The sequence below is a fragment of the Campylobacter sp. CN_NE2 genome (genome assembly GCF_027797465.1).
GTDB lineage: Bacteria > Campylobacterota > Campylobacteria > Campylobacterales > Campylobacteraceae > Campylobacter_B.
Genome location: NZ_CP115608.1, coordinates 344,438 through 356,462, shown reverse-complemented (window position 1 = coordinate 356,462; position 12,025 = coordinate 344,438). Strand labels below are relative to the sequence as shown.

15 protein-coding genes are annotated in these 12,025 nt (G+C 30.8%); 13 read left to right on the top strand and 2 right to left on the bottom strand.

The genetic code is table 11. The annotated features are described in order from the left end of the window. Nucleotides 1-59 precede the first annotated feature (59 nt). The 3 genes from PF028_RS01835 to PF028_RS01825 all read left to right on the top strand — a co-directional run bounded on the left by PF028_RS01835 (nt 60) and on the right by PF028_RS01825 (nt 2,360). A complete protein-coding gene (locus PF028_RS01835) occupies nt 60-773 on the top strand; it encodes a DUF4230 domain-containing protein (protein ID WP_270861284.1) in 714 nt (237 codons plus the stop codon). Nucleotides 774-853: 80 nt separating this feature from the next. Then, nucleotides 854-1,834, top strand: coding sequence for a YceI family protein (locus PF028_RS01830; RefSeq protein WP_270861283.1), 981 nt, complete (start codon nt 854-856; stop codon nt 1,832-1,834). A 292-nt stretch (nt 1,835-2,126) separates the two neighbouring features. Continuing rightward, on the top strand, nt 2,127-2,360 hold the full coding sequence (locus PF028_RS01825) for a hypothetical protein (protein ID WP_270861282.1): 234 nt from the start codon (nt 2,127-2,129) through the stop codon (nt 2,358-2,360). Nucleotides 2,361-2,657: 297 nt separating this feature from the next. Here PF028_RS01825 and PF028_RS01820 read toward each other — a convergent pair whose 3' ends face one another. Together PF028_RS01820 and PF028_RS01815 are read right to left on the bottom strand one after the other, a co-directional pair. After that, nucleotides 2,658-3,128 carry a hypothetical protein gene (locus PF028_RS01820; protein WP_270861281.1) on the bottom strand — a complete coding sequence of 157 codons (471 nt, stop codon included), beginning with the start codon at nt 3,126-3,128 and terminating at the stop codon, nt 2,658-2,660. After that, complete coding sequence (locus PF028_RS01815) at nt 3,128-3,340, bottom strand: hypothetical protein (RefSeq protein WP_270861280.1); 213 nt, start codon at nt 3,338-3,340, stop codon at nt 3,128-3,130. Before PF028_RS01815 ends, PF028_RS01820 begins: the two co-directional genes overlap by 1 nt. Nucleotides 3,341-3,707: 367 nt before the next feature. Between PF028_RS01815 and PF028_RS01810 the strand changes: the two genes are divergently transcribed. The 10 genes from PF028_RS01810 (at nt 3,708) to PF028_RS01765 (ending at nt 11,984) form a co-directional block, all read left to right on the top strand. Continuing rightward, on the top strand, nt 3,708-4,094 hold the full coding sequence (locus tag PF028_RS01810) for a hypothetical protein (protein WP_270861279.1): 387 nt from the start codon (nt 3,708-3,710) through the stop codon (nt 4,092-4,094). A gap of 692 nt (nt 4,095-4,786) precedes the next feature. Beyond that, nucleotides 4,787-5,011 carry a hypothetical protein gene (locus tag PF028_RS01805; RefSeq protein WP_270861278.1) on the top strand — a complete coding sequence of 75 codons (225 nt, stop codon included), beginning with the start codon at nt 4,787-4,789 and terminating at the stop codon, nt 5,009-5,011. A 292-nt stretch (nt 5,012-5,303) separates the two neighbouring features. Further along, entirely contained in the window at nt 5,304-5,447 is a 144-nt protein-coding gene (locus tag PF028_RS01800) for a hypothetical protein (protein WP_270861277.1), read from the top strand. A gap of 4 nt (nt 5,448-5,451) precedes the next feature. Beyond that, nucleotides 5,452-5,580, top strand: a complete 129-nt coding sequence (locus tag PF028_RS01795; RefSeq protein WP_270861276.1) for a hypothetical protein — start codon at nt 5,452-5,454, stop codon at nt 5,578-5,580. 28 nt (nt 5,581-5,608) lie between these two features. Beyond that, complete coding sequence (locus tag PF028_RS01790) at nt 5,609-7,063, top strand: hypothetical protein (protein ID WP_270861275.1); 1,455 nt, start codon at nt 5,609-5,611, stop codon at nt 7,061-7,063. Beyond that, a complete protein-coding gene (locus tag PF028_RS01785) occupies nt 7,063-7,464 on the top strand; it encodes a hypothetical protein (RefSeq protein ID WP_270861274.1) in 402 nt (133 codons plus the stop codon). The genes PF028_RS01790 and PF028_RS01785 overlap by 1 nt, the downstream gene beginning before the upstream one ends. After that, entirely contained in the window at nt 7,464-8,552 is a 1,089-nt protein-coding gene (locus PF028_RS01780; protein WP_270861273.1) for a zonular occludens toxin domain-containing protein, read from the top strand. Before PF028_RS01785 ends, PF028_RS01780 begins: the two co-directional genes overlap by 1 nt. Further along, complete coding sequence (locus tag PF028_RS01775) at nt 8,491-9,639, top strand: type II secretion system protein GspD (RefSeq protein WP_270861272.1); 1,149 nt, start codon at nt 8,491-8,493, stop codon at nt 9,637-9,639. The genes PF028_RS01780 and PF028_RS01775 overlap by 62 nt, the downstream gene beginning before the upstream one ends. A gap of 139 nt (nt 9,640-9,778) precedes the next feature. Beyond that, nucleotides 9,779-11,113 carry a rolling circle replication-associated protein gene (locus PF028_RS01770; protein ID WP_270861271.1) on the top strand — a complete coding sequence of 445 codons (1,335 nt, stop codon included), beginning with the start codon at nt 9,779-9,781 and terminating at the stop codon, nt 11,111-11,113. Further along, complete coding sequence (locus PF028_RS01765) at nt 11,073-11,984, top strand: tyrosine-type recombinase/integrase (RefSeq protein WP_270861270.1); 912 nt, start codon at nt 11,073-11,075, stop codon at nt 11,982-11,984. Before PF028_RS01770 ends, PF028_RS01765 begins: the two co-directional genes overlap by 41 nt. The last annotated feature ends 41 nt before the right edge of the window (nt 11,985-12,025 follow it).

The window sequence follows — 12,025 nt, the reverse complement described above, 5'->3', positions numbered from 1 at the left end:
TTATTTAAAATTTGTCGCAAAATTCGTGCTATAATAACGCAAAATTTAAAGGTTGAAAAATGGATTTTTTCTTACTTATTGCTAATGTTATTTTGATCGCAGGTATTGTTTATTTCGCTTTTTTCAAAGACAAAAAAAGCGAAAAACTACAAAAAAACGAAGTTACAAATAGTCTTTTAGAACTTAAAAACATAGGCGAACTTAGTGTTTTTAGAATTTATTCAAAAGAGATAGTAACAAGCACTTCAAAGGCATTTGACGACGATTTTTTGGGAAAAATTCTAAATTTTCCTATGACAGAGAAAAAAATCGCCGTAATTTTTGAATTTGAAATAGATTTTATATATGATTTGCTAAGTCCCGAGTTTAAAATTTCGCCTTTGGGAGACGATAAATACGACATTTTAATGCCGCCTTGCAAATATAAAGTTTATATGGAAAATATCAAATTTTACGACGAGCAAGAAGCAAAATTTATGCCATTTTTCTTGCCTGAATTCATTAGTTCTAAATTAACCGGCAAATTTAGCGCAGAAGAAAAAAACTCGCTCATCAAAAAAGCGCAAGATGAAGCAAAAAATTTATCACTTAAAATCATAAACGATCTTGGCGGAAAAATTCATAAATCTGCCACAGATACACTTGAAGCCATAGCAAGAAGCTTTGGTGCAAAAGAGTTGATTTTTAAATTCCAAGATAAAACTATCGATAGAATTGATGTGCAAAATGGCGAAATCGCCATTGTAAATACAACACAAAAGCAAATCGAATAAGATAAATTTTGAAAATTTTAATCAGTTATTAAGCAAATTTTACTGATAATTAAATTTATTTTTTTACAAAGGAAGGAAAAATGAGAAATATTATTTTGGCACTTTGCGTTTTGGCTTTGATAGCCGGTGGCGGTTATTATTTTACCAAATCCAATGACAACAAACCAACAGCTAATTCATCTAGTCAAAGCGTAAGCAAGAGCAGTCCGATAGATGAAAAACCTATGGTTACGCTAAATAAGCAAGAACCCGTTCAACCTAGTGCGCCGGTAGAGCAAAAACCTGAACCAACACAAGAGTCTGCACCTGCTACGCAAAATCAAGCACCTGAAAATCAAGCAGACAAGCCGGTTCAAAATCAAAATAAACAATCTACACAAAACACAGAAAGCCAAGCAGCTCCTGCAAATGCAGAACAAGCAAACGCTCAAAATCAAGCCAATCAAAACGCCAATGTTGCAGCAGAACAACCTGCAACACAAACTGATGAAGCAGCAAAAGAAGAGCCAAAAGCTGATGTAAAAGGTATTGAAATCGATCCAAGTGGCGCTAGAATCAACTTTTTAAGCTATAAAATGCCAAATAAAATGAAAGTTCCGGAAACAGGCACTCCTGCTACATTTAAAACCGTGGAATTTAATTTTGCTAACCAAAGCGGAAGCGTTGCTGAAATTTTAACAAATTCGACAGCAAAAATTGATTTAAGTTCTATCGATACAAATAAAAATGCTATTCGCGATAACAATGTTAAAAATAAATTTTTTGCTCACCTTGCTTCGCAAGAAGTAAGTGGAAAAATAACAGGTGTTAAAGGCGATGATACAAGCGGAGATTTAACTTTAAGTCTAAATTTCAACGGTATTGAAAAAGAAGTTCCACTTAAATATGAAGTAAAAGACGGCAAACTAACAGCCACAGGCGAAATCGATTTGGTCGAAGGAAATTTGTTTAACACGGCAGAAGCTTTTGAAAAATTTGCTTCTGAACCAGTTATACAAGGTTTGCATGGCAAAAAAAGCTGGTCAGATATACAAATCGGCTTTGAAGTGCCTGTAAAATAATTTTAAACTATATTTTGGCGAATTTGCGAATTTCTACATTTTGCAAATTCGCCTTTTTTTATGCAAATTTAATAAACAAAAAAGCTAAATACCACAGAATTTGATAAATTTTATTTCGAAATATATTAAAAATTTGATTTGTAAAAAATGGTTGCAGAGGACGGATTTGAACCGCCGACCTTCGGGTTATGAGAAATTCGTGCGTTATAATTTGGCATTTTATACCCTATTTTACGCCTTTTAAGTTGAAATTTAAAAAAATATTGTATCATACTTTTAAAAAAGGATTTTTATGCCAAAACTAGATGAAGCGAAAGAAAAGTTAGCATTTTTAAAATTTTGGCTTGGTTTGATTGTTGGTGTCTTTACTGCCGTTGCGGGTTGGACTTTAAATAAGTTTGATATAAACGAGAATATTTTAATCGCCATTGCTTTACTTGTTCTTGTTGTATTGCTTGTAATTTTTTGGCTAATTGTTAAAAGAGTAAATGCGACAATTAAAGAAATTGGCAAGATGAAAAAATAAGGAGTATCAAATGTTACAATATTTGTTTTTAGCAGTTGTTTTTATAGGATTTTTGATTATTGGATATGGTGCCTTAAAAACTACAAAAACCGAATAATTATATTTTGGTGTATTGGGGGCAAAGCCCCATAAAATTCATATTTATGTTGATATTTTAATTTATTTCTATTTGGATTTTTTCTTTGTTATTCTGTTTTTTGTTTTCTTTTTTTGCATTTTGTTTTGTTCTCTCGTCGTTTATTTCTCAATCTACTACAATATCCATATAGATATTTGGGTCATCTGTATATTTTAATTTTACTTATTCCAGTATGTATCAACTTTTTTAATATTTTTTCTATGCCCTATACAAAGCGGTTCGCTATTTTTATTTAATCCAAATTTGTAATGTGTAAAATTAATGTATGGATTCCAAAGACTAAATTCCATTTTTAATTCTGTATAAATCGCTGCTGATAATAAAGGCTCTTGACAAACTAATTTTTCTACTGCATTTCTGAATTCTGTTGTTGTATATTTCTTATTTTCATCTACTTTCATCTTAAAAATAAATTTGTTATCTTTATAGTTATAATTATAGCTATATGGTGTTTTTAAATCTAGTTTGTTAAATAGTCCTTTTTCTGCTCTTTCAAATATGTATTTTGCTACTTCATTTGCTGTTTTGGTTTTATACCAGTTTTTAAATCTTTTATATTCATAATCAAATGCTTGATTAGCAAATGATGAATTTAATATAAATGTAATTATAAAAAATATTCTTTTCATTATTCACCTTTTTCTTTCAAATTTATTTTTTTAGATGAATATTTTTCTTTTATACTTTCTAGTTTTTTTAAATATGCTTGTGTTTCTTTTATTTGTTCGTCTAATGCTAAACCTTGATTTATTAGTCTTATTAGTTCTGGTTTTTCTTTTTCCCAGTTATTAAGTGTTCCCCTGCTTATGTTTAATAGTTCCGCAAGTTCTTGTCTATTCATTTTTTACACTTTCTTTAAAAATTAAGGATTTTTGTTTAATTATTAGACAAAATAAGAATTTTTTAAGTTATTTTTCATTACAATTCTTTTGTGATTTTGTTTAATTATTAAACAAACAATCTAAAATTTTTAAACTATTGTTTATCTATTGCACGATAATTTTACAATAGTTTTTTTAAATTTTAGCTTTTTACGACTATACCGCAAGATATATGTGCTCTTATGGGTTGAAGTTAGCGTAAATCTGAATTTGAGCTAAGTATCTCAAAAAACTACTTCGGAGCGGTTTTAGAATATTTCTCTTTCTTTCCGCTCTGTCTGTTTTAATTAGAGAAAAACCAAATTTAACTAAAAAAAGGAAGAGACTATGAATTACATAGAACAAAATTTAAAAGTGAATTACGAAATTCACAAGGCTATCGCTAAAAGTTCTGCAAAAGGCGAATTTAACGGAAGAGCTTACTCTGCAAGTGTTCGTATAACTGCTAGAAACCTTTTCGAAGAAGAAAACGAAACTACAAACTGCGTTGATGTTAAAGAAACTGAACTTACAATCAAAATCCCTTGCAAAGATGATTTAACAGCAGGTGTTTTAACAAACAAATTTAACACATATTTTCGCAATGGTGGCATTTTAAAAATCGTTGCTGGGCTTCCGTCTTACAATATGGGCTCTTATGTTCTTACAACTGATGAAGATGACGCATATTTTATCAACTTTTTAAACAATGTCGATAAATCAAAATCTAAATAGTTTAACAAAGCCGATTTTAAAAAAGTCGGCTTGATTAAGTTATGAGATTTATTCTCGTGTTCCTTAATTTATCGAACTTTATGTTTAAAAAAATCAAATTTAAATTTTTACATAATGATTAAATAAAGAAATGGGGTATGGGGCAAAGCCCCATAAATACCAATGCAAAAAGCGTAAAGAAAATGCGAAGCATTTTTAGCTTTTTAGCATTTGTTGCAACTCTACAACTTGCAGTCAGTTCATAGCGTAAGGCTTCTTTAATTGCAGTCGTAGATTTTTCGCCCCTAAAAACAAATTTAAATGTTTTGGTTTTCTGAATGTTTGATTTCTCCTAAGTATGAGTTTAAACTGCTTAGGCTCTTTTTGTTGGAAACCTTTAAGAGCCTTTAATTTTTTTAGTTCATCGTTCAGAATTTTCATTATTAAAATTTAAAAATTAGCTATGCGAAACAATTTACGCCTAAATTTGCTGAAAATTTATTGAAGCAAATTTAGTGTCGCACGGGGCAAATAATATGCCTTTTGCTTGTTGTTTGCCCCGTGCGAAGCGTAGCTCGTAACTCTTGTTGAGAATGGCTAATTTTTAAATTTTAATAATGAAAATGATCCATTCCAAACACTATAAAAAATTTTTTGTGAAATTTGTTTCAAATTTGACAAAAGGTTTCCTAAATTTTTACAAGGAGTTCTTTATGAAAATTAAAGAATTTATGAAAACTGGTAAAGCAAAAGTTTTAGCAGTTGTTGGTGCTAGTGCTGTTGGTGCAAGTAGTGCATTTGCTGACATTACATATACTGCTGGTAGTGGTTTTAGTGGAACTATCGATAGCGTTCCTTTTACTTCTATGGCTGGTATCGTTGTAGGTCTTATGGGTATAGTTTTTGCTGTTAGAGCTGGTTTAAGACTATTACGCTAAAAATTTTAGCTCAAATTTTTGGTGAGACGATAGAAAATACTTGTATTTTCATCGTATCGCCAAAAATTGAGCCGACAAACGGAGCGAACTATAAAATAAGTCTATGAAATAGGCTTATTTTATAGTTCAATGCGAAGTGCGTTCAGTCGCTTTGCGTTTAAGGTGTTTAAAATGCAAATTGATTTAATCAAAGCAGGTTTGATTTTGAATTCTTTTTTCGTTTTGCTTCTTGTTGCTTTTATGGTCGTTAAATCGGTTTTGCTTGGACTTGATATTTTCAAAAGGTAATACTATGCAAGGCTTTAATATACACGAAATGTATTCAACTCTCGGCATTAGCTTCCCTGAATATTGCTATTTTATGGCTCTTTGTGGTTGTTTGTTTGGCTTTGCGTTTTGTATAGCCGTTTTTATGTTGATACTTAATTTAAGGTAGAAAAATGGAATTTGTAATTATTCCGCTTGTCGGTTTTGAAGCGTTTGATTACTTCTTTTCTATTTTCTTTTGGCTCACTTTGCTTTGCGTTCCTATACTGCTTGTTTTCGTGCTTTTTACTCGCAAATGGTAGCTAAAATGAAAAAAGAAAGAGAAACAAAATGAAAAAACTACTCTACTTACTACCATTTTTAATTTTAAATTTCTGTTTTTCTATCGGTATTTCTTATATGGAGTATGATTTAACTTCTCGTAATCATACTTTGATAGAAAGTAACGCCGTTTTGTGGGTTGATGAATATAAAAATGGCTCTCAATTTTGTGCTTACACTCTAAAAAGTGAAAATTTAAAACAAAATTCTATCGGTTTTAATGGCGATGAAGGCAATTATTTTACTAATTATTTCGGAACTCCGCCTAATATACAGCCTGATTTTACTTTTGTTTATCATTTTTTAAAAAAATTTACTGATAAATGTTCTGATGGTTATGATGGTTGCATTTATTTCGCCTATGAACTTTATGAACCTAAAATTAATTGTTCTCGTTATAATTCTAATGGTTCTTGCGCTTCTGGTCGTAAAGTTTGTGCTTATTGTAATCCAAGTGCTGGTTCTTATTTTAATAGTGATACTGGTCAATGCGATACAAACTGCGATTTAATACCAAATTTAAAATTTCGCTCTGAATGCCAATGTAAAAAGGCTGGTTTAGGTGGTTTTGTTAAAAGTTATAGAACAATGGTTATTACTAATTGTTCTGCGGACAATCCTAATTGTGTTATTACAGAAGAATATTACGGCGATAGGTGTCGTATTGAATGTGAAAATGACGATTTAATTTTAGATGTAGATTTTTGCTATATTGACGACACAATCAAAAACACAGATTGCCCCGACGGTGGCACTACTTGCGATAACGGAAATAATAACGACGATAACAACAATAACAATGATGATAATAGCACTGGTGGCGGTAGTTCAAGTGGTAATTTAGGCGGTGGCGGTGGTCCTGAGTCTGATTATTGCAAAGACCATCCTGAAATTTGCTACCCTGATAATAATAATAGCGGTGGTAACACTGGTGGCGGTGGCGGTAACGGCGGTGTTAACACTGGTGGCGGTGGTAGCGCTGGTGGCGGTGGTTCTACTGGTGGCGGTAACAATGGCGGAAATAATAACAATGATAATAACCCTAACGGACACGAAATCACGCCAAGCGGTGGCGATAATCCCCCAAGCGATGACACAGGCGACGATGACGGCGAATGTAAAGGCGATGAATGCAATGTAGATTATGGCGGAATTGATGATTTAAACAATGCTGTAAGTGACGGAATAAATAAAATTACAGGTATATTTGATGACGCAAAAGGTAGCGTAATCGGTGTTTATGACACTATTAAAAAAGGCGGTTTAAGTGATTTTCGTTCATCTTGTGGCGGTAATTGCGGAAGAGTGTTTTATTTTGAATTGCCAAATAAAAGAATTCCTGTTGAAGTAAATTTATGCGAAATTACAGACAATTTTAAGAGCGTTTTATATCTTATTTTTTACGCTCTTTTTGTAACTATTTTCAGCATTGCTATTTTTAAATTTGTTTCAAGGTTGATTTAATGCCTGTTTTAGCTATTATCGGATTTTTTGGTTCTTTTGTTAAAAAATGGGCTGGTGCTATAATTCGCTTTGGCGTAATGCTTACTATTGTTGTTTTTTTACTTGGTTTTTTTGTTTCTTTTTGTGCTTCTATTATTGGCGTTGTATATTTTGCTTTAACACAGGTAAATTCATTGCTTGATTTTATAAATTCTCGTATGGCTTCAAGTGATGATATGGTTTCTCTTTTTTTCTCTGTTCTTTGTTCTCTTGGTATAATTGATGCGTTTAGTGATGCTTGGAGTTTATTTAAGCCTATATTTTTTACTTTGATTACCTTACTTGCTTTAAAGATAGTTATTAAATTTGTTGATAAATTTAAAACTGCTCTTACTGATTTATTCATTTCAAGGATTGATTAATGGCTATTTCATATCTTACAGGCATACCAAAGAGTGGAAAAACTTACCTTGCTGTTTATAAAATTTGGGAGAATTTCGTAAAAGAGCCTAAAAAATCTCTTTTCGCAAAAGAACCGCCAAAAAATAAATATAAAATTTGCTATACAAATATAAATGAATTCGATTTTTCAAAAAGCGATAAAATCGAGCTTTTAAAAGTAGATGATTTTAAATATAATCTTTCGCTTCTTTATGATTTGTATCAAGCTGGTGCTAATGATACGGAGCTAAATTTAAAAGCCGATGAATTTCTTTTAAATCACTCTTTAATCGTAATTGATGAAGCACATAACTTTTTTACAAAAAAAGATGACATTTTGACTTGGTGGCTTACTTATCACGCCCATTTATATCAAGATATTTGGCTTATAACGCAAGATTTAAGCTTAATCGATACAGGATATAAAGCCGTCGCTGAATACTTTTATAAAGCTGTTGAACCTGCAAGGCGTTTAATTACTTCTCGCTTTCGTTATCAACAATTTTCAAGCTATAAAATGAACGGCGTTGATCTCATTAAAGGCGGTGGCTTTACGCTTCCTGCAATTGATGAAGTCTTTAAAATGTATGTTGCAGGAGAAAAGACAAAAGGTTCAAGTATTGTTGTTAAATTCTTTGCATTGGCTTTGATTTTATCATTTATTACTTTTGTTGCTTTTAATCTTTATATCAAAACTTTAAGTCCTAAAAACGAAGAAATAAAAGAAGAACCTATAAATCAAACTCAAATTCAAACTATACAAAAACCTATAAAAGAAGAAAAAAAGGAAAATGAAATTTTACCTTTCATTTATGAAGTTAGGTGTTATTACGATACCTGCAAAATAAGCGATAAATACGAAAAATTTGATTTATCTTATCTTTCCTTTTTGCTTTCTCGCTCTCCGCCTGAATTTGCAAAAAGAAAAGCTATGAGTAAAGGCGTTTTGATTTATATAGTTGGCTTTAAAAAGCCTGTTTTTGACAATTTAAAAAAGGAAGAGAAAAATGAAAAAAGTCTTTTTGATAATAACCTTTTGTATGGCTCTGATAAACGCAAAAGAGATTGAAGTTAATTTGTTAGATTTTGCAAATTTGGCGAGTGAAAACTCTAAAACTGATATTTTACTTTCTGATGAAATAGAACCAAATAACTACTATTTTTATACTTCTAAAAATTCAGATATTAAAATAGGTCATTTTCGTAAGGCAATAGAGAGTAAAGGATTAAAACTCATTTTAACTGATGATTTTTATTATGTCGTTCCAAAAAATGATGAAAATGTAACTTTTACTGATAAAAAACTTCGTTATTTGCCACTTGAAAACAACTCATTTAACGATATAAGCGGAATTATTTCCGCTCGCATTGATACAAACACGACTTATATTAGCTCTACAAATTCGGCGGTTTTTATGGCTGATGATGAAGAATATTCAGAAATTTTAGAGTTTTCAAAAATGGCTGATAAAAAGCTAGAACAGGTAAATTTCAAGCTTACCATACTTGAAACAAATACAAATGATTACAGAGATTTAGGAACTCACATAAATTCGCTCGGCGATCTTGTAACTCATAGCGATTTAAACTATTTTATAAATTTGATTACTATGCCATTTACTGCTGAAACAAATATCATAACAAACAAGAAAAAAGGCTTTTACGGCGTTTTATCACTACTCGAACAAAACGGCGTAACTACAATTAAGCAAAGCCCTTTTTTGGTTGCAAAAAGCGGAAAAGAAGTTTATTTTAGTTCTGTTGAAAATATTCCTTATCTTCGCAATACTTCGTCTTACTCGAATAACGGCACTACAACCCAAACAACTTACGATTATAAAGATGTCGGACTTAAAATCAAAATTCGCCCTGTTGTCTTAGAAAATATGGTTGATTTTGATTTGGATTTGGTCGTTGAAGATATTGTCGATAACACCACTTTAACGCCACGCACAAGCAAAAAGGAATTAAAATCAAATTACAGCTTAAAACGGGGCGAAATTTTGGTTTTAAGCGGTATAAATAAAAATGTCGAGTATTCAAAGCGTAATGGCATACCGCTTTTAAAAGATATACCTATTTTGAAATATTTGTTTTCAATAGAGCAAGATTATAAAAGCACAAATATTATAACTTTGACAATAGAAGTAAATTAAGATGATAAGCACTGATTTTAAAAAAGGTTTTTGGCTTTTTGGCGTTTCTTTGAGCGACTGCGAACCTATAAGCAGGAGCGAAAAGAACGCCCCTTGTCAATTTAATAAAAAACTCTCACTATTAAATAAAGCTTAAAATATGAGTTACGGATTAAGTGAATTTGACCTTGATTTTGTTCGTGCAAAAATCAAAAAACAAAGAGATTTTTTAGAAAATACCAAATTTATAAACTCTTTCGGCGAAGAAAAAACGCTTTTAAGCGTTTCAAAGTCTGCAAATTTTAGCGGTTCATATTACGCTGAAATTGCAAATCGCACAAATACAATTCACAGCTTAACGGTTAAAAATGCTCTTGTGCCTGTGTTTTTGACAATTACATTAAACGGCTGTTTTAGAAAAGCATTAGTCGGCAATTTTAGCACTTTTACTACAAAAGATATAAAAAGCTTACCTATCGAACAAAAGGCTAAATTAAACTCTAATGAGTGCTTTAATATAAGGGATTTGGTAAATGTTCTTAATTATAATTTTGACAAATTTAATAAGCGATTTCGTAAAATTTATCCAAATGAAAAAATGCAATATATACGCACTTTCGAACCGCATAAAAAAGACGGCGTTCCGCATATTCACGCCTTAATTTATGTTCCAAAACATACAATTCCTTATTTATTACAGGCTTATAAAGATATTTTCTATGCTTCGCAAAATTTGCGAAATGATAGACTTTCAAACGAACAACGCAAAAACGGCGAAATTAACGGCTTTCAAATAACTCTTAAAAATGCGACTGGTTATGTTATGAAATATATTACAAAAACATTTATAAACTATAATGAAACCGATGAGATAAACGAAGTTCAAGCGTGGTTTATAAAACATAAAATTAGGCGTTTTCTAAGCTCTCGCACTCCTATTCCGTTATGGGTTTATCGTAAAATCAATTTTATAAAAGGATTGCAAGATTTCGCAAATTTAAATATTTTAAATGATATTGATGACACTTTAATCGAGTGGGATTATGGCGATAAATCAATATTTATAAGCATACCATATACTAGCGAAGAACTTATTTATGAAAACGGACATTTGCTTTATTATGTCTGCGGTCGCTTAAAACACGAATACAAAAAAGAAATTTCTATGAATTTCAAACCTAAAAATTCATCTTTTAAATTTGCTCGTGATGAAAACGGAAATTATATCAAAGAAAACTCTAAATTTGAGCCTGAAATGCTTTCATCTTGGACACAAAAACCATTTTCAAAAATGACAAATTTAGAATTAACCGATTTATATTTAAATTACGATTTAGAATATATGAACCCGCAAAAACTCGGTATTTTAGAAAATGAGCTTTTTAATCGTGGTTTGAATTGTTTTACTCATAAAAAAGAAAAACACGATTTAAACGATATTCACGGCTTAAAAAATGATTTTGCAAGTCGTGGAATTCAACCTTTGGATTTTTAAAATGACTTTGAACGCTCTTTTTGATGATTATATCTCTTTTTATGAGTTGATTTTACGAGAACATACGCTAAAAAGCGATATTTGCTCGTATAATAAACACATAAAAAATACAATCGGCAAAAAAGACATAAGAGATATAAATTTCATTGATATTCAAAAACTTTGTAACGATTTAATCAAAAAAGGCTATAAGATAAAAACGATTAAAAATATCCTTGCAAAATTGCGTGTTGTTTTTAAGCTCGGCATAAAACTAGAAATTATAAATAAAAATCCTTGCGATTTCGTGGAATTGCCTAAATTTGACAATAAACGCTATTTTGATTACTCTTTGAAAATTCAAAAGAAATTCATAAAAGCTATTTGCGAAAACAAAGGCGTAAATGCCGATATTTTCTTTTTTCTTTTGCACGGTCGCCGAAAAAGCGAAGTATTAAATTTGCGTTGGTGTGATATAAATTTTAAAACAAAAACTTATATCGTGCCCTGTCAGATAAACAAAGCAAAACGAGATATGATATATTCAATGTCAGATGAGCTTTTTGATAGACTTTATGAATTATATGGAAAATCAAAAAATACAAATGATTTTGTTTTTATAAATCCTAAAACAAATACCAAATTTACAGATTTACGCCGTTCTTGGAATTCGCTTTTAAAACGAAATAATTTACCAAAAATAAGACTTCACGACATAAGGCATTTAATCGGAACATATTCAATCAATTATTTAAAATTGCCAGTGGAGCAAGTATCTTTTACGCTCGGTCATACAAATATAACGACAACGCAAAAATACATTACGGCTAATGTAAAAAAATCAAAATATACGATAGAAAATTTAATAAATTCCGTAAATTTGTCCGGCTAAATTTAACGCTTTCAAATACCCTAAAAATGGGCGTTTGAAAG